A 23,133-nucleotide genomic window follows, 5' to 3' on the forward strand; every position below is an offset into this window, starting at 1 on the left:
TGAGGAGAAATGCTCCTCTCGCTCGAGAAGAACTTCATTTTCATCCACATCCCGAAGACGGCCGGGACTTCGATCACCCGTGCGCTGCAGCCATGGTGCCTGAAGCCGAAGCCGACGCTATGGCGGCGTCTGCTATCGCGCCTGCCGGTGCCAGAGGCGCCGGAGAAGGCCAATTTCAAGCAGCATGACAGAGCCGCCTGGCTGCGGCGCAAATTGCCGCCCCAGCTCTATGACGGCGCCTACAAATTCGCCGTGGTGCGCAACCCGTTCGCGCTGGTCGTTTCCAACTACCAGCATCTGCAGCGGAAAACCTCGCGGCGCCGGCGCCGGCAGGCGCAGCGATGGGACTTCAAGGCGTTCCTGCGCTACCTCGAACGCAAGAACCGGCTGGCGCGCGTGGATCAGACGAGCTGGATTTCAGACAGGGACGGAAAGCTCATCGTCGACGAGGTCCTGCGCTTCGAAACACTGGCCGAGCAGTTCACTGTCCTGGCCGGGCGGCTCGGCCTTCCCGGCGAGCTTCCCCGATCGAATGTCGGCGCGCCGGTCGACTATCGCGCCGTCTATGATGACGAGGCGAAAGCCATCGTGCGGCGGCTCTATGTCAGGGATTTCGAACGCTTCGGCTACGAGTTCTGATCAAGCGCGGCGCTTCGCCATGTTGCGGATCGACGGCATTGCAGGGATAGTCGGTCTGTCCTTCGCGGTTTGAAAACCTATGCCCAGGTCTGCGCTCACCGTCTGGTACAACACACGCTGCCCGGTCTGCGATGGCGGCATCACCCGGCAAAAACGGCGGCTGATCGAGGCGATCAAGGCGGGCCGCATCGAATTCCGCGACATCAACCTCGAACCGGCGGCGCTCGCGGGCCACGGCGCCTCGCTGGAGGACATCCGCCGCCGGCTGCATGCCACGGATGATCAGGGCCAACTGCTGGTCGGCGCCGATGTCGCGGTTGCCATCTGGAAGGCGACGCCGGGCGAGGGCTGGCTGGCGGCGCTGTTCGGCAATCCCGTCGCGCTGCCGCTGACGCGCTTTGCCTATGATCGCTTCGCCGACCTTCTCTACGCCTGGAACCGGCGCAACGGCCGCTGGTAACCACGCCCCGCAGACATCTCCGAAGCTTCACGGCGGCACGCCACTGGCGTCGCCTTTAGATACATCGTAAGATACATCTTGACTCGTCGAAGGCGCGGGCCTACTTAAGATGTATCGTAAGATATAACTCAAGGAGCAATCAATGCACAGACATCATCCCTTTGGCGAGCGCGCCGAGCGCGCATTCCTGCATATGGCCGGCAAGTTCGGCGGGCGCGGCGGCGGCGGCTTCGGCCCGTTCGGACATGGCGGACGTGGCGGCGGACGCGGCGGCCCGGGCGACATGTTCCGAGCCGGACGCATGCTGGCCGACGGCGATCTCAAGCTAATCACGCTGTCGCTGCTGGCGGAGGCGCCGCGCCACGGCTACGACATCATCAAGGCGCTGGAGGAGCGCACCAGCGGCATCTACAGCCCGAGCCCGGGCGTTGTTTATCCGACGCTGACCTTCCTGGAAGAAGCCGGCTACGCCGCCTCGGCCGCCGACGGCAACAAGAAGGTGTTTTCGATCACCGAGGCGGGGCAGGCGCATCTCAGCGAAAACCGCGAAATGATCGACGGCGTGCTCGGGCATCTCGAGCGCTTCGGCCGCAAGATGGCCAAGGCGCGCGAGTGGTTCGGCTGGGGCGACGACAGCGAGGAAGGCGGACGACGTGGCCGCGGCGGCCGCTCGGAAGCCGGTGACGAGTTCCGTGCCGTGCGCCACCGCCTGCGCGCAGCGCTCGGCGAGATCGTCGATGCGCCGGCCGAAAAGCAGGCCGAAGCGATCGCCATACTGGAAGGCGCCGCCGAAGCTCTTGAGGCGCTGTCGCGCGGCTGACGCGGATTCGCTGCAGGGCCGCGGCCCTTGCCCACTGAGCCAAGGACCGCTAGTGAAAATCATCTCGCATCACACCATGAGATGCGGGATGATTGCGGTTGGAGGCTGCTAATGTCTTTTCTGAAACGTCTTTTCGGCGGCGGAGGCGGCGGTGACGCAGGCGAGCCAAAGAGCGCGGCTGCGGCAAAGCAGATCGAGCACAAGGGATTCCTAATCAGCGCCACGCCCTACAAGGCTGAAGGCCAGTACCAGACCTGCGGCGTGGTTTCGAAGGAAGTCGACGGCGTGATGAAAGAGCACCGCTTCATCCGCGCCGACCGTTTCGCCGGGCTCGATGACGCCGTCGACATCTCGATCAAGAAGGGCATCCAGCTCGTCGACGAGCAGGGCGAGAGGATCTTCGGCTAGGTGTCATCCGCCGCTACTGCAGCCGGGACGTGACACGCAGGCCCCTACTATCGAACAGATGGATCTGCGCCAGGTCTGGCGCCAGGAAAACCGGCTGGCCGGGAGCGATTTGCATGCGTTCGCGCAGCAGCGCGCTCAACGTGTTGCCGCCCGCCTTGGCAATAACCAGCGTTTCCGACCCGGTCGGCTCGACGACTTCCACCACCGCCTGGACGCCGCTGTCTGAAATCCTGAGATGTTCGGGCCTGATGCCGTAGGACACAGCGCTCTGGAGATCAGCCTGCTCTGCCTGCTCCAGCGGAAACAGCGTTCCGTCCTGCGCCGCGAAGCCAGCCGACGTGGCATGGCCCTGCAGGATGTTCATAGCCGGCGAGCCGATAAACTGGGCGACGAACAGATTGGCCGGCTGGTCATAGAGGTCGAGCGGCGCGCCGAACTGCTCGACGACGCCGCCATTCATGACGACGATCTTGTCGGCCATTGTCATGGCTTCGACCTGGTCGTGGGTGACGTAGACGATGGTGGTTCCCAGGCGCTGGTGCAGCGCCTTGATTTCGGTGCGCATCTGCACGCGCAGCTTGGCGTCGAGGTTGGAGAGCGGCTCGTCGAACAGAAACACTTTGGGATCACGCACGATGGCGCGGCCCATGGCGACGCGCTGGCGCTGGCCACCAGACAGCTGGCGCGGATAGCGCTCCAGCAAGTCCTGCAATCCCAGTATCGCTGCCGCACGCGCAATCTTGGCTTCGATCTCGGCCCTGTTCGTTTTCTTCAGTGTCAGCGCGAAAGCCATGTTGTCGCGCACGCTCATATGCGGGTAGAGCGCGTAGTTCTGGAACACCATGGCGATGTCGCGCGACTTCGGCGCGACGTCGTTGATGACCTTGCCGTCGAGTGCGATCTCGCCGGCACTAATGTCTTCGAGGCCTGCGATCATCCTGAGCAAGGTCGACTTGCCGCAGCCGGAGGGGCCGACGAGAATGACGAATTCACCCGAAGCGATGTCCACCGACACGCCGTGGATGACCTGCGCCTTGCCATAGGCCTTCTCGACGCCTGATATGGTGACCGCACTCATTCTTGTTTTCCTTAGAAAGAGACCTTGTCGCCGCCCTTGAGCTGCAGGATCTGCCGTGCCTCATCGGGGGTGGCCACCGATGCGCCGAGCCCTTCGATGATCTGGCGCACCTTCCTGACCTGGTCGGCATTGGATTTCGCCAGCTGCCCCTTGCCGATCCACAGCGAGTCCTCCAGCCCCACGCGCACATTGCCGCCGAGCGCAATGGCTTGCGTGGCGATCGGCAGCTGGCTGCGGCCGGCGCCCAGCACCGACCAGCGATAATCATTGCCAAACAGGCGGTCGGCGGTGCGCTTCATATGCGCGACATCCTCCGGATGGGTGCCGATGCCGCCGAGGATGCCGAATACGCTCTGGACGAAGAACGGCGCCTTGACGAGGCCGCGCTCGACGAAATGGGCGAGCGTGTAGAGATGGCCGATGTCGTAGCACTCGATCTCGAAACGCGTGCCGTTTTCAGCGCAGGTGCGCAGGATGTGCTCTATGTCGCCGAAAGTGTTGCGGAAGATGCGGTCGCGCGAGCCTTCGAGATAGGGCCGTTCCCAGTCATGCTCGAAGGTCTTGAAGCGCTCCAGCATCGGGTAGAGGCCGAAATTCATCGAGCCCATGTTGAGCGAGGCGACTTCCGGCGCAAAAGTTGCAGCCGGCTTGACCCGCTCCTCGACGCTCATCGTTGCGGCGCCGCCGGTGGTGATGTTGATGACGCAGTCGGAGCGCTGCTTGATCACCTGCAGGAAGGGCGCAAAGGCCTCGGTCGACTGGTCGGGCCGGCCGTCAGTGGGATTGCGGGCATGCAGGTGGACGATGGCTGCACCCGCCTCGGCCGCGCCGATCGCGGCGTCGGCAATTTCTTGGGCGCTCACCGGCAAATGCGGCGACATGGACGGCGTGTGGATCGAGCCGGTGACCGCGCAGGTGATGATGATCTTGTTCTGGTTCGCCACTGAGAATCCTCGTTATTTAACCGCACCTTGGGTGATGCCCGAGATGAACTGCTTCGACAGCACGATGTAGAGCAAGGTGATCGGCAATGCCGCAAGCGTCAGTCCGGTGAACAGCACGCCCCAGTCGGTTGTGAACTCGCCGACAAAGACGGTGAGACCCTGCGGCAACGTCTTGAGATTGTCCGACGTGATCAGCACCAGCGGGAAGAAGAAGTCGTTCCAGATCGGAACGGCGTTCTGGATCGCCACGATCACAAAAGCGGGGCGCGCCAACGGCAGCATGATCGAGCGCATGATGCGAAATTCGTTGGCGCCGTCCATTCGCGCGGACTCTTCCAGTTCGCGCGGCAGGGTTCGCAGGAAGCCTGTCATGATGAATACCGCCGAGGGGATGCCCATGGCGACGTAGACCAGAACCAGGCCGGCATAGCTGTCGACCAGGCCGAGCGAATCCAGCTGGATGAACAGCGGAATGATCGCCAGCTTCAGCGGCACGGTCATGCCGCTGAGGAAAAACAGCAGCACCAGCGCGCTCAGCCTGAACTGGTAGCGGGCAATGGCGTAGGCGGCCATGGTGCTGAACAGAAGAATGAGCGCAACCGCGGCCACCGTGATGCCGACCGAATTGGCGAGGTAGCGCACAAAGTTGGTCTCGCTCCACACCCGCTCGGCATTGGCCAGCGAGAAGTGCGCCGGCAGGGCGAAGGGCGAGGAGAAGATCTCGGCATTGGTCTTGAAGGACGACATCACCATGACGAACAGCGGGTAGATCATGATGATTGCGTTGAGCCCCAGCATCAGCTGGATGGCACCGTTCTTCAACAATTCGGCGGATTGCCCGGTGCGGGCTGTCGCGCTCACAGTTCGATCTCGCGGCGGCGCAGATACCGAAGCGCGATTGCGGTGACGCCGGCGACAATGATGAACATGATCACCGCCAGCGCGCTGCCCTGTCCGAAATCCTGGATGCCGGTCGTCGTCGAGCCGAAGGCGGTGCGGTAGAAATAGAGGCCGAGGACGTCAGTGGCGCCGCCGGGCGAACCGGTAAGGCCGGCCATGACATAGGGGATTTCAAACCAGTTGAAGGAACCGATGAAGGTCAGGATGGTGACGATGGTGACGCTCGGTGCAATCAGCGGCCAGATGATCCTCGTCATCAGCACATAGTCGCCGGCGCCGTCGAGACGGGCAGCTTCGATCACTTCCTTGCTGACACGCTGCATGCCGGCCAGCAGCACAAGCGTCGGAAAGCCGAGCCAGTGCCAGACGTTCGCGAACAGGACGCTGCCGAGTGCCGTGTGTTCATTGCCGAGCCATGGAATGGCGCCGATGCCGACCAGCGCCAGCGTCTGGTTCACCAGACCGAACAGCGGATGCAGGAACAGTTTCCACAGGAAGCCGACGATGACAGCGGAGAGCACGACAGGGAGAAAGACGATGACCTGGTGGATGCGGTGGCCGGGCAGGGCTTTCAGCAAGGCGTAGGCAAGCAGGAAAGCGGTGCCGTTCTCGAACACCATCAGCGCCACGAAGGCGATGATGTTGTGCTTCAGCGCATTGTAGGTCCAGCCACTATAAGGCTGTTCAAACAGCACCTTGCGGAAGTTTTCGAAGCCGATGAATCCGGTCGGCTGCAAGCCGTTGAACTCATAGAAGGCAAGGCGGAAGGCCGACAGCAGCGGCCACAGGACGAACAACACCATCACCACCAGGGCCGGCGTCAGCAGGGAGGCGATCCAGAGTGACCGGCGCCACGGAAAGGCTTTTTTCGTGTGGCGCCGGCCGATGTTCATGTCACTTGCCCTGGAAAGGCTTGTACCATTTGGCGAGGCCGTCGGTCAGGTCGGCGGCCAGCTGGTCCGGGGTGATCGAACCCGACATCATCTTGGTGATGTCCCCTTGCAGCAGCTCCGATCCCGTCGGCTTCTCGAAACGGAAGTAGACGACATTGATATGCGGCATGGCGGTTTCGTTCAACTTGGCGACATGGGCGAGAAGCTCGTCCTTGATGACGACGCCCTTGATCGGCGAGATGTTGCCGAGCAGCGCGGAGAACTTGTCGCCGAACTCCTTGGTGCCCATCCAGTTGACCAGCTTCAGCGCTGCCTCCTTGTTGGCCGACTTGGCGTTGACGGCATAACCACCGTCGAAGAACTTGGTCACCTGAGGCGTATCGCCGGCCTTGGCCATTGGCGGGGCGATGAAGTCCATGTTGATGGCCGGGTTCTGCGTCCGGTAGGTGGCGATGTCGAAGCTGCCGCCGGCCAGCATTGCCGCCTTGCCGCTGATGAACAGCTGGCCGGCGGTTTCGTAGTCGATGCCTTCGAAACCGGGCGGCATGTAGTCGCGCAGTTCGAGCAGCTTGCCGAGTGCCGCGACATAGCGCGGGTCCTTGAAGGTGGTCTTGCCTGAGGTCAGATCGTTGACGAAGTCCTGGCCGAGGAACGGGTTGGTGAAGATGGCCACGAACATCTCGTTGAACCAGCTGGTGCCCATCCCGTTCGCCAAGGGATAGACGCCCTTCTCCTTCAGCGCCTTGCTGACGGTGATGAATTCGTCCCAGGTGGTCGGCGGCGTCAGCCCGGCTTGCGCAAAGACATCCTTGTTGATGAAGAGGCCAAGCGTCTGCGAGGCGAAGGGCAGGGAATAGACCTTCTTGTCGGCCCGGTAGGTGCCGGCCACCAGTGCATCGGCGGGCTGGTTGGCGAGCGACGGCACGGTGGTGAGGTCCTGCGGCTCGAAATAGCCGGCCTTCACGAACTGCTCGAGCCAACCGTAAGCGTGGGTGTGGATGACGTCGCCGCCCTTGCCGGCGGCCAGGGCCGTCGAGACGATGGTCGGATAATTCTCATCCGGGAAGGACTCGAACTTCACGTGGATGTCCGGATACTGCTTGGTGAAATCGGCGAAAAGTTCGTTGTAGGCGGCCTTGTCTTCCTGGCGCCAGGTCCAGAACGAGATGTCGGTGGCATGCGCGGCGCTGGCCGCCAGCCCCCATGCGAAAGACGCGGCCGCGAGGGCCAGGCCAATCCTTCTCCTGCTCATGTTGCAATCTCCCAATCGCGCTTGATGCGCTTTTTACGACGATTATCAAATCATAGTTCTTGCCGTCTGGAAAGATAGTTTGTAAAGTTTCCTAACTAAAGTGAATTGGACGCGGCAGCCTGCTTCGTCCGGCTTGTGCGGTGGATGTTGGTGACCCAGGAAATCATTGCGGGCGTGGATATTGGCGGCACCAAGACGCGTATCATGGTGTGCGAGGGCGAGCGCATGATCGCCGACGAGGTGCTGGTGACCGAGAGCTGGCGCGTCCGTCAGATGGAGACCGATGCCACGACGCTGGCCGGCATTGTCGCCGGATTGTGCGGCGGCGTCGCGCCCGCGGGCCTGGCGGTCGGCGCCCATGGCTGCGACACCGGCGAACAATGCCTGCGTTTTCAGGCGCTGCTGGCAACCAGGACCGCTGGCGCGGTGCAGGTGGTCAACGATGCCGAGCTGATGGTGCCTGCCGCCGGCTATACCGACGGCATTGGTGTCGTCTCCGGCACCGGCTCAATTGCGGTGGCGCGAACAGCCGACGGCAAGATGCTGGCAGCGGGCGGCTGGGGCTGGATCCTCGGCGACGAGGGCAGCGCGCCGTCATTGGTGCGCGAGGCCGCCAAAGCGATCCGTCACAGCTTCGACCGGGGCGAGGAGGGCGACCCGCTGATTGCCGCGCTGATGCGCGAACTCGCGACCGACGACCAGACCAAGCTTGGCATCCTGCTCAACGAAACGCGGGGTGCCGCGGTCTGGGGCCGTTATGCCAATGCGGTGTTTGACGCGGCGAACGCCGGCTCGGCGATGGCGATCCGCGTCATCAGGGAAGGTGGAGCGGGACTTGCCGCATTGGTCGAGCTCCTCATCGAACGCGGCGCCAACCCGGCCCTTGTCGTGGCCGGCGGCGGCGTCATCTCGGAGCAGCCGATGCTGATGAACGCGTTCGTCGAGGCCATGGCAAAAGTGTCGCCGTCGAGCCATGTGCTGCTGCTGCGTGAACCGCCCGTGCTTGGGGCGGTTGCCCTGGCGAGGCGGCTGCTCGCTGGCCAAGGGCTGTCCTCGCAAATTGGAGCGGTTGAATGATGAAGCGTATCGGCTACCGCCAGGCGGTGGCGCGCCAGACGGAGAGTCTCGAGATTGGCCGGCGCTCTGTGGCCGCGTCGCTCGATAGCCTCGATCTCGGGGCTTTTGCCGGCAAGACGATCGGGCTTGCCGGCATCGGCGCCAGCTATCAGGCAGCACTTGCCGGCGCGCTTTATCTGCGCGCTTCCGGCATCAGGGCTTTCGCCTATACGCCGACCGATCTCTACGGCCGCACATATGAAGCCGCCGACGCCTTTGTCGCGCTGTCGGCCTCCGGCCAAAGCCGCGAAATTTCCGACGTGATGCGCGAGGCCCCAGCGTCGCCGCGCCTGGCGGTCTGCCGTGGTAGCGACAATCCATTGGCCGATCTGACCGGCGCGGTGCTGGCCACGGATTCGGGCGCCGACAATGGCGCCAGTTCGACCGGCTATACCGGGACATTGCTGGCGCTAGGCATGCTGGTCGACAGGCTTGCCGGCAACAGCTTCGACTGGACGCGTTTGCCTTCCGCGGTCGCCACCATCCTTTCCGGTGCAAAAGAGGCTGCTGGGAATGCGGCACGGCTGCTTCAGGGCAGAACCTCCATCGACATTGTCGGCGCCGGTGTCAGTTTCGCCAATGCCGGCGAGGCGGCGATGCTGATCCGCGAGGCCGTGCGGGTGCCGGCATCGGGATGGGACACGCTGAACTACCTGCACGGGCCGATGGAATCGCAGGATACAGCGACCGGACTCATTTGCATCGGTGACGGCCGCGAGGTGAAGATCGCCAGGGATGTCGCCGGTTTCGATTGTCCCTCGGTGCTGGTGACGCGGCGGGCCGACGTCGCTTCCGACGACAGGCTGGTGGTGATTTCCATCCCGGCGCTCGGCAACGCTGTTGCCGATGCCATTCTTGAAATCATCGCCATCCAGCTTGTCGTCGGCGACATGCAGGACGCTGCCGGCCTGACCGACATCGTTTTTCGCTATCGGCAGACCGATATCAAGCTGAAGCCGTGGTCGCCGACCGAGGTGTGAATTGCCAGGGCGGTCGTCCCGGCCGGCTGCATTCGCGGAATTTTCCGAAACGTCCCACAATAGTGGGCGCCGCGTTTGATTCGCGGCACGCAAGGCTGGCATGCCAGGGCGGACGTCTACGGGGACGTTCAAGGCGGGAATTGAACGCAGCAGATGGCTCCATCGGAAATCCCCAACCTGACTGAAAGCGCCCGCGCCGTTCTGCGCCTGCTGGCCTCGCAGGGGCCGGTGACCCGGCCGAAACTCGGCTCGATGCTCGACCTGTCGAAACCGACCATGTCGGCTGCGGTGTCCGAATTGAGTGCACTTGGCCTCGTCGCCTCCCGCGGGACGGAACGTGGCGCAATCGGGCGCACGGCAACCATCTACGGTGTCGGCCCCGGCGCCGGATATGTGATCGGCATCGATGTCGGCGCGGCGCAAGTGCGCGCCGTTGCCTATTCGATGGATGCCCAGCCGTTGGCAACGATTGAGGAGAGCATTCCAGAAGCGGCGCCCACCGACGAGATCGGCGCCGTAATTCTGTCGGTGGCGAAATCGATCCCGGCGAAGGTCGGCAAGAATTTCCGGACCCTGCGAAGCATTGCAGTCGCGGTGCCGCGCATCGTGTCCGACAGCCGCCTCGGCAATGGCCAGGCGAATGGCCCCGACGCGGTGCTGCGCGCGCTTCGCCGCCATGTCGATGTGCCGATCATTCTTGAAAACAACGTCAATTGCGCCGCTATCGGCGAGATGCATTTCGGTGCCGCGCAGGGTCACCAGACCTTTGCCTTCCTGCAGGTCGGTGTGCGCGTCGGCCTCGGCTTCATCAATGAAAGCAGGCTGTTTCGCGGCGCCGGTGGTGCTGCCGGAGAAGTCGGCCGCATGCCGTTTCCGTGGTCGCCTGCCGAAACGCCCTATCGTGAAGGGCTGGAGCACTATCTTGGCTCCAGGGCCCTCGTCGAGCGTTGCAGGCAGGCTTGGCCAATGGAAGAGGGGACGCCGCCGCAATCGGCCAAAGAGCTGTTCGCCCTGGCGTCGGCCGGGTCGTCCACGGCCGGCGAAGCTGTCTTTCGCCACGCCGCCGATATCGGCCGGCTGGCAGCCGGCTGTATCGGCGTGCTCGATCCAGGCCTGATCGTGCTTGGCGGCGGTGTTGGCCGCAACGCGCTGATGACCGCCGAGGTCGAACGTGTCGCTGGCGAACTGGCCTGGCCAACACGGATCGCGGTAAGCACGCTGGAAGACGGCGGAACCGCGCTCGGGGCCATGAAGCTGGCGCTGGACTACAGCCTTGGTCTTATCCTGCGCGAGGACCGTCATCCCGCGGTGGTGCTGCCGCCATTGTAGTGTGACCCATACAAAACGACGAGCAAGGGTGAGACGTTCTTCGGGCAGAGCGGCTCAATGATTGAATCGCCTAACCGTTCCAACTTCTTGTTTTTATGTCTCTCCTGGCTAAGAACCGCGGGGCGCGCCTCGCAGAAATTGCTCCAGGCTACAGCCTTGGGTCGATCGGCTCGCTCTCCAGCGCCAGGACGCCGAAAACGCATTCATGGATACGTCGTAGCGGCTGCCTGGCGACAAACCGCTTCAGCGCCTCGTGACCGAGGGCGAACTCCCTGAGCGCCAGATTGCGCTTGCCGCCCAGGCCGCGTTCCCGCAGCCGAACAAGATTGTCCGGAGCGTCGTATTCCGGGCCATAGATGATGCGCAGATACTCCTGGCCGCGCACTTTCAGCGCCGGCTGGATAATCCCCTTCTTGCCCCGGCTGACGAAGTCGCGTGGTTTTACCACCATGCCTTCGCCGCCCGAGCCGATCAGCGTCTCCCACCATGCGACAGCCTCTGCACAAGCGCTGGCGTCGGCAAGATCAACCACTCGCCATTGTGTTCGCGTCACCACGCCATCGCCCGCGGCCAGACGGTCCGCAAGCGTCATGTGCCAGACGTGGTCGTGGTCGAACCAGACACGCCCCTCACTGGCGAGAAGGTGAAACGGCGCGACCTTCAGGTCGTCGATGCCCGAGACCGGCCACACGTAAGGCGCCCAGGCGGTGGCATATCGGGCGGCACGCGCGGCCCGGTCATCAAGGCGAGCGGCCAGCGCGGCCGCATCGACACCTCGCGCCACCGCGCGGGCCAGCGCCTCGCGGCTGGTTTGGAAGCCGGCGGTGGCGGACGTCGCCACCGGGGCGTACTGGCTTTCAATCAGGCTGCCGGCCTTGGCCGACCAGGGCATGATCTCGGCGTCCAGCAGCAGCCAGTCGCTGTCCAGTTCCTTCCACAGATCCGCGGCGTCGACACTGGCGCGGAGGCGGGCGAACAAGCCCTCCGTCATCCCGGTGTCGTTGAAAAAGGCGCGTCCAGTCCGGGTCCAGATCGCGCCGGTTTCGTCTCCCATCACGCCGAACCGGTCGCGCGCCGTCTGCGCGTTTCGGCACAGTGCGATCACCGCGCGCGAACCCATGTGCTTTTCCTCGCAGACGACCTGGGCGACACCCCGCTCGCGGAAGTAAGCAAAGGCCTCCTCGGGACGTTCCAGCCAGCCGCTCTCGTTGCTGGTCTCGGACGGCGACATCGTTGGCGGCAGGTAGACCAGCCACTGCGGCGACAACGCGAAGCGGCTCATCACTTCGAGCGCCGCAGCCGCGTTTTCTTCCGCCACGACGACCCGGCCCCTCAGCTCGGTCTCGATCCAGCGGCGCCCGGAAACATCCTGATAGTCGAGCACGCCGTCGGCGTCGGCCTGTGCCGATTTGCCGAGACCGAGGGATTCACCGAGCGGACGCACGGGCTCGGACCAGGTCTGGATGGCCGGGACGTCGACCAGTTCGCGTTCCGGCCAGCGCAACGCCGTCAGCTTGCCACCGAACACGCAGCCGGTGTCGATGCAAAGCGTGTTGTTGACCCACTCGGCCGAGCGCACCGGCGTGTGTCCATAGATCACCGCCGTCTTGCCGCGATAGGCGGCTGCCCAGTCGGCGCGGACGGGCAGGCCGAATTCGTCGATTTCGCCCGTGGTTTCGCCGAAGAGAGCGAATTCGCGCACGGCGCCGGAGCCGCGTCCGATCATCTCTTCCTTGAGACCGGCATGGGCGACGGCGAGGTGTCCGCCATCCAGCCAGACGTGGCTGCGCAGGCTGTCGAGGAAGGCCGGCAGGGCTTCTCTCAAGCCCCGATCCTGCGTCTCCAGTTGATCGATGCTCTGCTGCAGGCCGTGGGCGACCGTAACCTTGCGGCCTTCCAGCCAGCGGCCGAGTTTGCGTTCGTGATTGCCCTGGACGCAGTAGGCGGTTCCGGCTGCGACCATGCTCATGGCGATGCGCAAGGCGTCCGGCACGTTGGGGCCGCGATCGACGAGGTCGCCGACAAAGACGATCTTGCGGCCCTCCGGCGGTGTCACCGTGACGGTTCGTTCGTCATGGTCCTCGGACCAGGCGACGCTGTAACCCAGTTGAGCGAGCAGGGCCTGAAGTTCATCGGCGCAGCCGTGGACGTCGCCGATGATGTCGAACGGACCATGGTCATCGCGCTTGTCGGTCCACAAGGGCTGGCGCGAGACCTTGGCCGCCTCGATGCTGGCCTCGCTGGTAAGCTTCCAGACCTGACGGAACCCTTCGCGTTGCAGACCGCCGAGACCCCTCCGGATTTCGGTCGTCATGCGCTGGGCCACGCCGGCGCCGAAGGGACGGTCAGCTCGCAACGCGTTGCGCGCGACGCAGACATCGACGCCCGGATCGATGACCACGGCGACCGGCAAAGCGTGCCATTTGCGCGCCAGTTCGACCCAGGCCTTGCGGTCGGCGGCCCGCACATTGGTGGCGTCGACGACGGCGAGCTTGCGGTGCTTCAGCCTCTTGCCGGCAATCTCACGCGCCAGATCGAAGGCGTCAGCCGAGACATCCTGATCGGTCTCACTGTCGCTGACGAGCGCGCGGCAGCGATCCGAGGAGATGATTTCGGTCGGCAGGAAGTGCCTGGCGGCGAAAGTCGACTTGCCCGATCCGGTCGAGCCGATCAGCACGACGAGGGCGAAGTCGGGGATGGTGAGGTCGGTCTTGTCGGGCTCTCTCATCGGGTGAACACCGCCATCTGCGTCGGCGCGCCAAGCGCGGCGTCCACGGCTCCGATTCCGCTGAAGGCGGCGCTATAGCCATAGGTCCCGCCGATGCTGGCTGCCCAGGCTTCAAATCGAGCCCGGCCCCATTCGAAACGGTGATCCGGATGGCGAAAAGCACCGGCAGCGAGATTGGGGAACAAGGCGTTGTAGTCAGCGTTCGGCGTGGTCACGATCACAAATTTGGGCGCCGTCTCGCCGAAGACGACACGTTCGATCAGGGGCAGCCTGTCTTCATCGAGATGCTCGATCACCTCGACCAGCACGGCGACATCAGCTTCAGCCCAGCGGCTGTCGCGATATGTCAGCGATCCGTGCAGCAGCGTGACCCGACCTTCGGGCGGTCCGCCGAACTCGTTCAGCTTGAGACGTTTGGCGGCCCATTCCAGTTCACGTGCGGCGGGGTCGAGGCCGAACAGTTTGTGGACCCATTTTTCGCGCACGAGCCGGTAGAGCAGCTTGCCTTCGCCGCATCCCAAATCTGCAACACTGGTCCCGCCGGTCGCGCGAATGGCTTGCACCACCGCGTCCATGCGCAGGTCATTCAGCCGGATGGGCGCCTCCAGAGCTTCCTCGGGTGCGACCCTTGCTTCGGCCGGCTGGGCCTCGTTGGCCGTCTCGGGCGCCAGCCGCTCCAGAGCGATGCGAGCCAGGGCGCCGCGATTGCGCAGATAGCGGCGTATGATCAGGTCTTTGGCGGGATGGCTCTCCAACCAGCCTTCACCCTTGGACAGCAGCTTGTCGATCTCCGCCTCGCCAACCCAGTAGTGCTTGGCGTCGTCCATCACCGGGATCAGGACATAGAGGTGGTTGAGCAGGCTGCTTAGCCGGCTGGTGCCTGTCAGCCTCAGGTGACCGTATCGGGGGCCTCCGGCGCCAGATCCGATCGTTTCGATCGGCGTCAGGTCGACGGCCCATCCCAAGGGTTCGAACAGGTCCYGAACCAGAGCCTCACCGCCGCGCAACGGCAGCGGCGTCACCACGGCCTCAAGCGGCAGGTCACTGTCGGCCAGTTGCTGGCGTTCCTTCGATATGCCGGTCATCGCGGTCCGCAGCGCCTTGTTCAATGCCACCGACAGGAAGGACGATGCCGCGTAGGGCCGGTCGTTTACATATTGATCCAGCAAGCCGTCCGCCTGCCCTTTGCCTCGCACGAGGCCTATCGGATCGACGTCAAGCAGCAGTGCGGCCTCGCAACGCTCTTCGGTCGCCTCCGGGTAGAATAGCCAGGCCTTGCCGAAGGATAGTTCAGTCTCATGCAGCCGATCGGGATGCTTGTGCAGCAAGAAGCCGAGATCGGTGGCCGGACGGTGCGTTGTGGCGACGGACAAAAACATCCGCGACCGATAACGCAGACAGGCCGAATAACCAATGGCGTTGCGCGGCAATCCTGTAGCGCCGCTCGACAAGAAAAAAGGCAGGCGCCTCGGCGCCTGCCTTTTCAATTGAGCGAGTGAGCGCCGGCGACTTACGCCGCCGCTGCAATCTGCTGGCTGGCGGTTGCGGCAACCACGGCGTCGACCTTGGCGGTCGCCTTGGCAAGCGCTGCCGTCACGGCATCGGCGCCCATGCCGACGCCTTCGATGCGGATGACTTCGACGTCGGTCATGCCGAGGAAGCCGAGCACCGAGCGCAGATAGGGGACAGCGTGATCAAGCTGCACGGCAGCACCCTCGGAATAGATGCCGCCGGAGGCGAGCACGATGTAGACCTTCTTGCCGGTGACGAGGCCCTTCGGGCCGCCCTCTCCATAGGAGAAGCTCCTGCCGGACCGGGCGATGTGGTCGACCCATGACTTCAGCGTCGAGGAGATGTTGAAGTTGATGAAGCCGGTGGCCAGGATCACGGTATCGGCGGCGAACAACTCGTCAAGCGCGACATCGGAAACACCAACGACTTCGGCCTGGCGCGGTGTGCGGGCTTCGGCGGGCGTATAGATGCCGGTGGAATAGTCGGCGTCGATGTGCGGCAGCGGGTTGGCGACGAGGTCACGCACGACAAGCTCGGCCGACGGATCGGCGGCGACAAGCTTTTGTGCGAATTCGGTGGCGATGCGGGTCGAGTGCGAAGCAGAGCCACGCGGGCTCGAAGTGACAAGAAGGATGGACATAGCGGTTCTCTCCAGTGGGAATTGAATTGTCCCGCTTGATATGGGCCTACCCACCCATTCAAAAAACTGGTATATTTTCTATATGATCCATCTATAAAGTAGATATGCCATGCAACCCAATCCGACGCTCGACCAATTGCAGATCCTGGTGGCGGTGGCAGATACCGGAAGCTTCTCGGCTGCCGGGCGCAAGCTCAATCGGGCGCAGTCCGTCATCAGCTACGGCATCGCCAACCTCGAGGCGCAGCTCGGCTTGAAACTGTTCGAGCGCGAGGGCACGCGCGAGCCGCAGCTGACCGAAATCGGCCGGGCGATGCTGGAGGATGCGCGGCGCATGGTCGGCGTGCTGCAGCGCATCCGCTCGCGCGTCGACGGCCACCACCAGGGGCTGGAGGCGGAGCTCGCGCTGGCGCTCGATGTGGCGCTGCCGGCGCCGGTGCTGGTGCGGGTGCTGAAGGCGTTCGAGGCGCAGTTTCCAACGGTGATGTTGCGCCTGCATATCGGCACGCTTGGCCTGATCCCCGACCTAGTCCTCAGCGGCCAGGCCGATCTCGGCATTGGCGGGCTGCTGGGCGAGGTCGACGTGCATCTGGTGAATATCGGGTACATGTCGATGGTGCCGGCCGCGGCAGCCAACCACCCGCTGGCGCTGCTGCCGAAGCCGGTGGCGCTCGAGGATGTGCGCGAACACATCCAGCTGGTCGTCTCCGACCAGTCCGAACGCACCAAGGGACGCGACTACGGCGTCTTTGCCTATCGCACCTGGCGGCTGACGGATATGCGCACCAAGCATGTGCTGATGCGCGCGGGGCTGGGCTGGGGCGGTCTGCCGCGCTGGCTAATCGCCGACGATCTGGCGAGCGGCAGGCTGGTCGAGCTCGATCTCGAACCGTTCAAGGAGGCGAAGGGGCCGCTCTATGCCATGCACCGCGTCGACCGCAGTCCGAAGCCGGCGGCGGCCTGGCTGATCGACCAGTTCAAAAGCCAGCTCGGCTGTTTCAACGAGTTCGAACCGGGGCCTGTGCTTGACGAGGAGCCAGTCCGTCGATCAGCGCGATGAGGACGGCGCGATAGTCCTCGGCTGACGCGCCGGCCTCGACGGCGAGTGCTGCACGATCGAAAGCCGCGGCGAGCAAAGCGGTCAGCGCGTCGACCGGCAGCCTGATCAACGACTGCTCGCGCATCGCGGCAACCAGGCCTTCGCGAAGCGAACGGTTGCCATGGCGGTTGTCGATCGCATCCATGGCGGCACGGCCAAGCACGGCCGGGCCGTCGAGCAGCAACAGCCGGGTGCGGCCGGGAAGGCGCATGGCGGCGAGATAGGCATCCGATCCGGCAATCAGCGCATCGCGGGCGAACAGCGAGGGGGGCGAGGCGCGATCGATCTCTTGCGCCACCACTGCCGCCTCCTGCTCGACCACGGCGGCAAACAGCGCCTGCTTGTCGGCAAAGTGATGATAGAGCGCGCCGCGGGTGACGCCGGCGGCGGCGACAATCTCCGGCGTGCCGGTCTCGGCATAGGATTTTTCGATGAACAGTTTGCGCGCCGCGGCGATCAGGTCGGCGCGCGTCGCTTCGGTGCGATCACGATTGGAGCGGCGGCTAGTTTCTCGTTGCATACATGCAGCCTGTATGTTATTTCAATTTACATGCAGACTGTATGTTAATTGGCAGGAGAAAGAAAGATGAAGACGACGAGCTATTACCCGGTGCTGATGACAGGCGACGTTGCCGGCACGAAAGCCTTTTATATCAACCACTTCCGCTTCAAGCCGCTGTTTGCGAGCGACTGGTATGTGCATCTCCAGTCGGCCGAAGATCGGCGCGTCAATCTCGGCATCGTCCACGGCGACCACGAAACGATTCCAGAAGAGGGGCGCGGCCGTACGTCGGGGCTGCTGATCAATTTCGAAGTCAGGGACCCGGACGCGGTCTATGAGCGGATCGTTGCGGCCGGCCTGCCGATCCTGCGCGCGCTGCACGACGAACCCTTCGGCCAGCGCCATTTCATCACCAGGGATCCCAACGGCGTGCTGATCGACGTCATCAAACCGATCCCGCCCAGCGAGGAGTTTCTGGCGCAGTTCGCGGAGGGTGCGGCCGGCGCGTGAAATCCGTACCGATGGCAGCAAATGTCGGCAACGGCTCCGGCATCTGTGGCCGGGGTCACGCGATGCAGTCTATGCTGGATGGACGCTGAAGCCGGTCCTGTTGCATGCGTGACATCTGCCTTGTTCGTGCGCCATCCAATCTCGGCCTTCGGCCGCTGCGCCCGGGCCATGTGCCTGGCACCTGGCGGGCGCCGCAGGCGCTGAGCGAGGCTGGGCTGGTCGATGTGCTTGCGCCGGCGCGGGTGGTCGATCTCGAGCGGCCTGCCTACAGCACCGAGCCGCAACCGGGCACAAGGCTGCGCAACGGTCCGGCGATCCGTCGCTTCAACCTCGACCTTGCCGAGATCGTCGCCGGTGTGCTTGGGCAAGGCGAATTCCCCTTGGTCATCGGCGGCGATTGTTCGATCCTGCTTGGCGCGCTGACGGCGGCGCGACGCTCCGGCAGAGTTGGGCTGGTGCATGTCGATGGCCACAGCGATTTCCGCCATCCCGGCAATTACGATGTCGACGCCGCGCTCGGCTCGGCCGCCGGCATGGATCTGGCGCTCGCCACCGGACGCGGCGAGGCTTTGCTGACCGAGTGGCCCGGCATTGCCGGCCCGCTCGTGGCCGACGAGGCGGTGGTGCAGATCGGCGAACGCGAGAGCCGCGATGCCGATTTTGCCTGGCCCGACATCAATGCGACTGCGATCACGCGCATCGATGTCTTTGCCGCGCGGGAGGTCGGTGCTGCCGGCGTGCTGGAGACGACAAGAGCGACGCTGGCGCGCGCCGATTGTCCCTACTGGCTGCATCTCGATGTCGACGTGCTCGACCAGACGGTGATGCCGGCGGTGGATTCGCCCGGCAGTCCCGGCATCGATCCCGAGGATCTTGTCGCCATCCTGTCGGCGCTGGCGACGGATCTGCGCTGCATCGGCATGGACATGACGATCTACGATCCCGACCTCGACCCGAGCGGCGACCTGGCGCTGTTGCTGGTGTCGCTGCTTGGGCAGGTGCTCAAGCAGCGATAGGGTCAGCTCGCCCTTGCCACCGGCGTCACCGTCACCTGGCTGACGCCGGTGCGGCGCACCACGGTGCACAAAGTCTCGCGGCCGATGCGTTCGGCGTCGAGCATGCGCACGAGGTCGTCGACGCCGGTGACCGGGCGGCCGTCTATTGCGGCGATGATGTCGCCCTCCTTCAGGCCGGCCTTTGCCGCCGGGCCGTTCTTCTCGACGCTGCGCAGCCGCACAGCGGTGTTGGTCGACACTTGCGACAAAAGGGCTGCACGGCGCGGCAAATTGGTGGTGTCGGCGGAGATGCCGATGAAGGCGCGGCGCACGCGGCCGAAGCGGATGATCTCCGAAATGACGAAATTGGCGGTGTTGGAGGCGACCGCGAAGGCGATGCCTTGCGCGCCATGGATCATGGCGGTGTTGACGCCGATGACCTCACCGGCCGACGACACAAGTGGTCCACCGGAGTTGCCGGGGTTTAGCGCGGCGTCGGTCTGGATGACGTCGTCGATCAGCCGCCCGGTCGAGGCGCGCATCGAACGACCGAGCGCGGAGACGACGCCCGAGGTGACGGTCCATTCGAAGCCGAGCGGGTTGCCGATGGCTATCGCAATCTGGCCGCGCCGCAGCCGCTTGGAATCGCCTAGCGGCGCCACATCGGCAAAGCTGCCGTCGGCGCGTACCAGCGCGATGTCGGTGTCGGGGTCGCGGCCAAGAACGCGGCCTTCGCTGGAGGCGCCGTCGGGCATCGAGACACGCACCGTTTTGGCGTCGCCGACGACGTGGAAGTTGGTGATGACCAAGCCGTCCTGCGCGATGACGAAGCCGGAGCCGTGGCCGCCTTGGCCGCCGATGCGCTCGATGCGGCAGACCGCAGGGCCGATGCGGTCGACCGCGTCTGCCACCGTCGTCGAATAGGCGTCGAGCAGTGTGTCGTCCGGTTGGAATTTGGCGGCGGCGAGGGCCATGGCGGGCTCCGTGTTTTCAGGCTTGTTCGTCACTATATGTGCGAAGCGGCTGGAACTGCCGCGACCTGACCAGATGGCCAGTGAAACCATGAACTAGCCGTCAGGCGAGTATCTGCGGGCCGGCTGCCGAGCGATATCTGGGGCATGCAAGAAACCCAGGAGACCAAAATGAGCGACTTCAATCTCAGCGCCTTTTCCGAGGCCATCGCCGACGTCGCGGCAGCGGCCTCGCCGGCGACGGCAAGTTTCGCCACCCATCACCATCGCACGGCCAGCGCCTTCCACTGGCGTGACGGCTATTTCATCACCGCCGAGGAAGCCGTCGAGGCCGGCGAGGAGATCGAACTGGCATTGGCTTCGGGCGAGACCGTCAAAGCCGAACTGGTCGGCCGCGATCCCTCGACCGGCGTCGCGCTTCTGAAGCCGGCCGGTGCGGCCACGGCGCTGGGGGCGCTTGCCAAGGCCGACGCCGTGCGGCCGGGCAATGTCGCCATCGCCATTGGCAGCAGCCAGGGCTCGGCGCTCGCCGTGTCAGGCTCGGTCGGTGAGGTCGGTCCTGCCTGGCGCTCGATGCGCGGCGGCACCATCGACCGGCGCATCAATCTTGCCGTCAATGCCGGCGGCCGTTTCGAGGGCGGTCCGGTGCTCGACGCCAAGGGCGCGCTGATCGGCATGCTGCTGTTCGGCCCTCGTGGCAAGGCCCTGGTCATGCCTTACGAGACGATCGAGCGGGCAGTGGCGACGCTGCGCGAAAAGGGTCATGTCGCGCGCGGCTATCTCGGCGCCGGCCTGCACCCCATCCGCGACGGCGAAGCGCGTGGCGCCATGGTGATGAGCCTCGACGACAATGGTCCGGCCAAGGCCGCCGGCCTTGCGCTGGGCGACATCATCGTGGCGTGGAACGGCGAGGCCGTGCACGGGCCGCGCGAGCTGATCCGCAAGCTTGGCCCGGATAGCGCCGGTGCCGCTGTGACGCTCGGCGTGGTGCGCGGCGGCGAGCAGCGCGATGTCACGGTCACCATCGGCGAGAAGCCGCTGAGCTGAGGGATTGATGGACACGTTCGCCAACGATCGGATCATGGCTGACGGCCCCGCCTCGCGGCGGCTGGTGGTGCTGATCGCGCTTGGCGACGTTGTTCGCGCTGAGCGCCTGGCTGCTGCGCTTGCCGCGAGCGACGATCTGTTGCCGGTCGCCGCCGGCAGCGGAGCGGCCGATGTCGCCATCGTCGATGACCGAAGTGGCAATGCCGTGCCGGCCGCCACGCCAAGGGTGCTGCTTTCTGGACGCGCCGGTGGTGAGGCGCCTGCCGGCGACGTCTTCGCGGTCATGCCTGCGGGCGCGGACGATCTGCTGATCGCCGCGGCCGCGCGGCTGGCGGCGGCGGGCTATCGCGTCTCGGGCGACGGCGCGCGGCACGAGGATTTCCACACGAGCGAAGGCGGGACCTACGAGGATGACGGCTCCGACGAGCATGTCCGTCCGGCGCTGTCGCCGCGCGAGTCGGAAGTGCTGGCGCTGCTCGCCGAGGGCGCACCCAACAAGGTGATCGCGCGGCGGCTGAACATCTCCGTGCATACGGCAAAATTCCACGTCGCCGCGATCCTGATCAAGCTCGGCGCCGCCAACCGCACGGATGCGATCGCCATTGCCATGCGGCAGGGCCTGGTGCTGGTCTGACCTCCTTTTCCATTTGAGCCTACGCAGCGTAACCCGCCTGAGGGCTGCTAGGGCCTTGCGCACTGCATTGTCGCCGCGCAAAGGTTCGCGCCAGTGATGTTGTAAGGGAGGTGCCACGACATGTCGCTCAAGGGAAAGACGCTGTTCATCTCCGGCGGGTCGCGCGGCATCGGGCTGGCGATCGCGCTCAGGGCGGCGCGCGACGGCGCCAATGTGACGATCGCGGCCAAGACCGCCGAGCCGCATCCGAAGCTGCCGGGCACGATCTATTCGGCGGCCGAAGAGATCGAACAGGCCGGCGGCAAAGCGCTGCCGGTTTTGTGCGACATCCGCGAGGAGGCGCAGGTGGCCGAGGCCGTCGCCAGAACCGTGGAAAAGTTCGGCGGCATCGACATCTGCGTCAACAATGCCAGCGCCATCCAGCTTACCGGTACGCTGGAGACCGACATGAAGCGCTACGATCTGATGCACCAGATCAACACGCGCGGCACCTTCCTGGTCTCCAAAATGTGCATTCCGCACCTGAAGTTGGCTAAGAATCCTCACATTCTGAATCTGGCGCCGCCGCTCGACATGAAGGCCAAATGGTTCAAGAACCACGTCGCCTACACCATGGCCAAGTTCGGCATGTCGATGTGCACGCTGGGGATGAGCGCCGAGTTCGCCAAGGACGGCATCGCCGTCAATTCGCTGTGGCCGATCTCGACCATCGACACGGCGGCTGTGCGCAACCTGCTTGGTGGCGCCACGGTAGCGGCGATGAGCCGTCTGCCCGACATCATGGCCGATGCAGCACACGCCATCTTCCTGCGGCCATCGCGCGAAACATCAGGCAATTTCTACATCGACGAAGAGGTGCTGCGTGCCGAAGGCGTGACGGACTTTTCGATCTATTCGCCCGGTGCAACCGGGCCGCTGGCCGGCGACTTTTTTGTGCCGGATGAGGTGTTTGCCAACTCGCCGACGAACGTCAAAAGCATCTACTAGCTGACATCACCTGCCGTCGGCACTGCCCCCTCATCGGCCTGCCGGCTTTCGTCATTCGAAAAGCCAAGCAGTTGGCTTTTCGTCCGCTTTGCGGACCACTCCTCAACTCCCCGTGAACGGGGAGAAGGTGGCGGATCACTCCTCGCCCTTCTTGCCTTTGGCCAGGCCCATCAGCCGGTCGATATAGGCCAGCATCAGCGCCGAGACGACGAAGGCGAGGTGGATGATGGTCAGCCACATCAGCTGCTCGGTCGTGTAAGAGCTCGAGTTCAGGAACACCTGCAGCAGGTGGATGGACGAGATGGCGACAATGGTCGAGGCGACCTTGACCTTCAGCGAGCCGACATCGATCGTGCCCAGCCAATGCACGCCACCATCCTGGTCGTCGAACCGGCTGACGAAGTTCTCGTAGCCGGAGATGATGACCATCACCACCAGCGAGGCGACCAGGGCCGCATCGATGAGGCCGAGCATCTTCAGGATGGTGTCGGTGTCGCCGAGCGTGAAGGCCACGGTGACGAACTCATAGAGCTTCTTGCCGAAGGACAGCGCATAGACGGCCAGCGCCAGCGCCAGCCCGATGTAGAAAACGACCAGCAGCCAGCGCGAGGCGAGAATGATTGATTCGATGGCGAGTTCGAGACGTTTCATGCAGCGGTTCCGGTCAGCTTTCTGAGGTCGAATGGGGT

The 23,133-nt window shown here is 64.4% G+C and carries 24 protein-coding genes; 13 read left to right on the forward strand and 11 right to left on the reverse strand.

The window, feature by feature from the left end:
• Nucleotides 1-9: 9 nt before the first annotated feature.
• The 4 genes from AC1DYJ_RS26280 (at nucleotide 10) to AC1DYJ_RS26295 (ending at nucleotide 2,327) form a co-directional block, all read left to right on the forward strand.
• Nucleotides 10-639 carry a sulfotransferase family 2 domain-containing protein gene (locus AC1DYJ_RS26280; protein ID WP_477285032.1) on the forward strand — a complete coding sequence of 210 codons (630 nt, stop codon included), beginning with the start codon at nucleotides 10-12 and terminating at the stop codon, nucleotides 637-639.
• 79 nt (nucleotides 640-718) lie between these two features.
• The gene (locus tag AC1DYJ_RS26285; RefSeq protein WP_477285030.1) at nucleotides 719-1,099 is read left to right on the forward strand and encodes a thiol-disulfide oxidoreductase DCC family protein; all 381 of its coding nucleotides are present in this window, start codon (nucleotides 719-721) and stop codon (nucleotides 1,097-1,099) included.
• Nucleotides 1,100-1,241: 142 nt separating this feature from the next.
• Nucleotides 1,242-1,919 (forward strand): PadR family transcriptional regulator, encoded by a 678-nt coding sequence (locus AC1DYJ_RS26290; RefSeq protein WP_477285028.1) that lies wholly within the window; start codon nucleotides 1,242-1,244, stop codon nucleotides 1,917-1,919.
• Nucleotides 1,920-2,030: 111 nt separating this feature from the next.
• Complete coding sequence (locus AC1DYJ_RS26295) at nucleotides 2,031-2,327, forward strand: HlyU family transcriptional regulator (protein ID WP_477285027.1); 297 nt, start codon at nucleotides 2,031-2,033, stop codon at nucleotides 2,325-2,327.
• A 13-nt stretch (nucleotides 2,328-2,340) separates the two neighbouring features.
• On the opposite strand, the gene AC1DYJ_RS26300 is transcribed toward AC1DYJ_RS26295, so the two are convergent.
• From AC1DYJ_RS26300 to AC1DYJ_RS26320, 5 genes are read right to left on the reverse strand one after another with little or no spacing between them, the layout of a single operon-like run.
• A complete protein-coding gene (locus tag AC1DYJ_RS26300; RefSeq protein WP_477285025.1) occupies nucleotides 2,341-3,405 on the reverse strand; it encodes an ABC transporter ATP-binding protein in 1,065 nt (354 codons plus the stop codon).
• A gap of 11 nt (nucleotides 3,406-3,416) precedes the next feature.
• On the reverse strand, nucleotides 3,417-4,349 hold the full coding sequence (gene kce / locus AC1DYJ_RS26305) for a 3,5-dioxohexanoate:acetyl-CoA acetone transferase (RefSeq protein WP_477285023.1): 933 nt from the start codon (nucleotides 4,347-4,349) through the stop codon (nucleotides 3,417-3,419).
• 12 nt (nucleotides 4,350-4,361) lie between these two features.
• The gene (locus AC1DYJ_RS26310) at nucleotides 4,362-5,210 is read right to left on the reverse strand and encodes a carbohydrate ABC transporter permease (RefSeq protein WP_477285021.1); all 849 of its coding nucleotides are present in this window, start codon (nucleotides 5,208-5,210) and stop codon (nucleotides 4,362-4,364) included.
• Nucleotides 5,207-6,142, reverse strand: a complete 936-nt coding sequence (locus tag AC1DYJ_RS26315) for a carbohydrate ABC transporter permease (RefSeq protein WP_477285019.1) — start codon at nucleotides 6,140-6,142, stop codon at nucleotides 5,207-5,209. Before AC1DYJ_RS26315 ends, AC1DYJ_RS26310 begins: the two co-directional genes overlap by 4 nt.
• Nucleotide 6,143: 1 nt before the next feature.
• Nucleotides 6,144-7,394 (reverse strand): extracellular solute-binding protein, encoded by a 1,251-nt coding sequence (locus AC1DYJ_RS26320; RefSeq protein ID WP_477285017.1) that lies wholly within the window; start codon nucleotides 7,392-7,394, stop codon nucleotides 6,144-6,146.
• A 150-nt stretch (nucleotides 7,395-7,544) separates the two neighbouring features.
• Here AC1DYJ_RS26320 and AC1DYJ_RS26325 point away from each other — a divergent pair, with 150 nt between their 5' ends.
• The 3 genes from AC1DYJ_RS26325 to AC1DYJ_RS26335 all read left to right on the forward strand — a co-directional run bounded on the left by AC1DYJ_RS26325 (nucleotide 7,545) and on the right by AC1DYJ_RS26335 (nucleotide 10,819).
• Complete coding sequence (locus tag AC1DYJ_RS26325; protein WP_477285015.1) at nucleotides 7,545-8,471, forward strand: BadF/BadG/BcrA/BcrD ATPase family protein; 927 nt, start codon at nucleotides 7,545-7,547, stop codon at nucleotides 8,469-8,471.
• Nucleotides 8,468-9,490: an SIS domain-containing protein gene (locus AC1DYJ_RS26330; RefSeq protein ID WP_477285013.1), complete on the forward strand. Its 1,023-nt coding sequence runs from the start codon at nucleotides 8,468-8,470 to the stop codon at nucleotides 9,488-9,490. Before AC1DYJ_RS26325 ends, AC1DYJ_RS26330 begins: the two co-directional genes overlap by 4 nt.
• A gap of 153 nt (nucleotides 9,491-9,643) precedes the next feature.
• Complete coding sequence (locus AC1DYJ_RS26335) at nucleotides 9,644-10,819, forward strand: ROK family transcriptional regulator (protein ID WP_477285011.1); 1,176 nt, start codon at nucleotides 9,644-9,646, stop codon at nucleotides 10,817-10,819.
• A gap of 148 nt (nucleotides 10,820-10,967) precedes the next feature.
• On the opposite strand, the gene AC1DYJ_RS26340 is transcribed toward AC1DYJ_RS26335, so the two are convergent.
• The 3 genes from AC1DYJ_RS26340 to AC1DYJ_RS26350 all read right to left on the reverse strand — a co-directional run bounded on the left by AC1DYJ_RS26340 (nucleotide 10,968) and on the right by AC1DYJ_RS26350 (nucleotide 15,699).
• A complete protein-coding gene (locus tag AC1DYJ_RS26340; protein ID WP_477285010.1) occupies nucleotides 10,968-13,547 on the reverse strand; it encodes a polynucleotide kinase-phosphatase in 2,580 nt (859 codons plus the stop codon).
• Entirely contained in the window at nucleotides 13,544-14,977 is a 1,434-nt protein-coding gene (locus AC1DYJ_RS26345) for a 3' terminal RNA ribose 2'-O-methyltransferase Hen1 (protein WP_477426298.1), read from the reverse strand. Before AC1DYJ_RS26345 ends, AC1DYJ_RS26340 begins: the two co-directional genes overlap by 4 nt.
• Before the next feature lie 80 nt (nucleotides 14,978-15,057).
• Nucleotides 15,058-15,699: an FMN-dependent NADH-azoreductase gene (locus AC1DYJ_RS26350; protein WP_477285006.1), complete on the reverse strand. Its 642-nt coding sequence runs from the start codon at nucleotides 15,697-15,699 to the stop codon at nucleotides 15,058-15,060.
• Between the two features lie 109 nt (nucleotides 15,700-15,808).
• Here AC1DYJ_RS26350 and AC1DYJ_RS26355 point away from each other — a divergent pair, with 109 nt between their 5' ends.
• On the forward strand, nucleotides 15,809-16,759 hold the full coding sequence (locus AC1DYJ_RS26355; protein ID WP_477285004.1) for a LysR family transcriptional regulator: 951 nt from the start codon (nucleotides 15,809-15,811) through the stop codon (nucleotides 16,757-16,759).
• Here AC1DYJ_RS26355 and AC1DYJ_RS26360 read toward each other — a convergent pair.
• A complete protein-coding gene (locus AC1DYJ_RS26360) occupies nucleotides 16,698-17,318 on the reverse strand; it encodes a TetR/AcrR family transcriptional regulator (RefSeq protein WP_477285002.1) in 621 nt (206 codons plus the stop codon). The genes AC1DYJ_RS26355 and AC1DYJ_RS26360 overlap by 62 nt on opposite strands.
• Before the next feature lie 66 nt (nucleotides 17,319-17,384).
• Here AC1DYJ_RS26360 and AC1DYJ_RS26365 point away from each other — a divergent pair, with 66 nt between their 5' ends.
• Both AC1DYJ_RS26365 and AC1DYJ_RS26370 read left to right on the forward strand, forming a co-directional pair.
• Complete coding sequence (locus AC1DYJ_RS26365; protein ID WP_477285000.1) at nucleotides 17,385-17,810, forward strand: VOC family protein; 426 nt, start codon at nucleotides 17,385-17,387, stop codon at nucleotides 17,808-17,810.
• Between the two features lie 104 nt (nucleotides 17,811-17,914).
• Nucleotides 17,915-18,826, forward strand: coding sequence for an arginase family protein (locus AC1DYJ_RS26370; RefSeq protein WP_477284999.1), 912 nt, complete (start codon nucleotides 17,915-17,917; stop codon nucleotides 18,824-18,826).
• Nucleotides 18,827-18,828: 2 nt separating this feature from the next.
• Here AC1DYJ_RS26370 and AC1DYJ_RS26375 read toward each other — a convergent pair whose 3' ends face one another.
• Nucleotides 18,829-19,779 (reverse strand): S1C family serine protease, encoded by a 951-nt coding sequence (locus AC1DYJ_RS26375; protein WP_477284997.1) that lies wholly within the window; start codon nucleotides 19,777-19,779, stop codon nucleotides 18,829-18,831.
• A gap of 168 nt (nucleotides 19,780-19,947) precedes the next feature.
• Between AC1DYJ_RS26375 and AC1DYJ_RS26380 the strand changes: the two genes are divergently transcribed.
• From AC1DYJ_RS26380 to AC1DYJ_RS26390, 3 genes are all read left to right on the forward strand, one after another.
• Complete coding sequence (locus AC1DYJ_RS26380) at nucleotides 19,948-20,823, forward strand: S1C family serine protease (protein ID WP_477284995.1); 876 nt, start codon at nucleotides 19,948-19,950, stop codon at nucleotides 20,821-20,823.
• A 7-nt stretch (nucleotides 20,824-20,830) separates the two neighbouring features.
• Nucleotides 20,831-21,457 carry a response regulator transcription factor gene (locus tag AC1DYJ_RS26385; protein WP_477284993.1) on the forward strand — a complete coding sequence of 209 codons (627 nt, stop codon included), beginning with the start codon at nucleotides 20,831-20,833 and terminating at the stop codon, nucleotides 21,455-21,457.
• 120 nt (nucleotides 21,458-21,577) lie between these two features.
• Complete coding sequence (locus tag AC1DYJ_RS26390) at nucleotides 21,578-22,444, forward strand: SDR family oxidoreductase (RefSeq protein WP_477284991.1); 867 nt, start codon at nucleotides 21,578-21,580, stop codon at nucleotides 22,442-22,444.
• 135 nt (nucleotides 22,445-22,579) lie between these two features.
• Here AC1DYJ_RS26390 and AC1DYJ_RS26395 read toward each other — a convergent pair whose 3' ends face one another.
• Nucleotides 22,580-23,095: a TIGR00645 family protein gene (locus tag AC1DYJ_RS26395; protein ID WP_477284989.1), complete on the reverse strand. Its 516-nt coding sequence runs from the start codon at nucleotides 23,093-23,095 to the stop codon at nucleotides 22,580-22,582.
• Nucleotides 23,096-23,133: the final 38 nt, after the last annotated feature.

It is taken from the genome of Mesorhizobium sp. P2_B11, assembly GCF_056404855.1.

Coding starts and splice junctions, on each gene's coding strand:
- AC1DYJ_RS26370 (WP_477284999.1), top strand. CDS start 17,915: ATGCGTGACATCTGCCTTGTTCGTGCGCCATCCAATCTCGGCCTTCGG.
- AC1DYJ_RS26300 (WP_477285025.1), bottom strand. CDS start 3,405: ATGAGTGCGGTCACCATATCAGGCGTCGAGAAGGCCTATGGCAAGGCG.
- AC1DYJ_RS26360 (WP_477285002.1), bottom strand. CDS start 17,318: ATGCAACGAGAAACTAGCCGCCGCTCCAATCGTGATCGCACCGAAGCG.
- AC1DYJ_RS26280 (WP_477285032.1), top strand. CDS start 10: ATGCTCCTCTCGCTCGAGAAGAACTTCATTTTCATCCACATCCCGAAG.
- AC1DYJ_RS26340 (WP_477285010.1), bottom strand. CDS start 13,547: ATGAGAGAGCCCGACAAGACCGACCTCACCATCCCCGACTTCGCCCTC.
- AC1DYJ_RS26395 (WP_477284989.1), bottom strand. CDS start 23,095: ATGAAACGTCTCGAACTCGCCATCGAATCAATCATTCTCGCCTCGCGC.
- AC1DYJ_RS26355 (WP_477285004.1), top strand. CDS start 15,809: ATGCAACCCAATCCGACGCTCGACCAATTGCAGATCCTGGTGGCGGTG.
- AC1DYJ_RS26335 (WP_477285011.1), top strand. CDS start 9,644: ATGGCTCCATCGGAAATCCCCAACCTGACTGAAAGCGCCCGCGCCGTT.
- AC1DYJ_RS26390 (WP_477284991.1), top strand. CDS start 21,578: ATGTCGCTCAAGGGAAAGACGCTGTTCATCTCCGGCGGGTCGCGCGGC.
- AC1DYJ_RS26380 (WP_477284995.1), top strand. CDS start 19,948: ATGAGCGACTTCAATCTCAGCGCCTTTTCCGAGGCCATCGCCGACGTC.
- AC1DYJ_RS26290 (WP_477285028.1), top strand. CDS start 1,242: ATGCACAGACATCATCCCTTTGGCGAGCGCGCCGAGCGCGCATTCCTG.
- AC1DYJ_RS26330 (WP_477285013.1), top strand. CDS start 8,468: ATGATGAAGCGTATCGGCTACCGCCAGGCGGTGGCGCGCCAGACGGAG.
- AC1DYJ_RS26295 (WP_477285027.1), top strand. CDS start 2,031: ATGTCTTTTCTGAAACGTCTTTTCGGCGGCGGAGGCGGCGGTGACGCA.
- AC1DYJ_RS26320 (WP_477285017.1), bottom strand. CDS start 7,394: ATGAGCAGGAGAAGGATTGGCCTGGCCCTCGCGGCCGCGTCTTTCGCA.
- AC1DYJ_RS26365 (WP_477285000.1), top strand. CDS start 17,385: ATGAAGACGACGAGCTATTACCCGGTGCTGATGACAGGCGACGTTGCC.
- AC1DYJ_RS26315 (WP_477285019.1), bottom strand. CDS start 6,142: ATGAACATCGGCCGGCGCCACACGAAAAAAGCCTTTCCGTGGCGCCGG.
- AC1DYJ_RS26385 (WP_477284993.1), top strand. CDS start 20,831: ATGGACACGTTCGCCAACGATCGGATCATGGCTGACGGCCCCGCCTCG.
- AC1DYJ_RS26350 (WP_477285006.1), bottom strand. CDS start 15,699: ATGTCCATCCTTCTTGTCACTTCGAGCCCGCGTGGCTCTGCTTCGCAC.
- AC1DYJ_RS26285 (WP_477285030.1), top strand. CDS start 719: ATGCCCAGGTCTGCGCTCACCGTCTGGTACAACACACGCTGCCCGGTC.
- AC1DYJ_RS26375 (WP_477284997.1), bottom strand. CDS start 19,779: ATGGCCCTCGCCGCCGCCAAATTCCAACCGGACGACACACTGCTCGAC.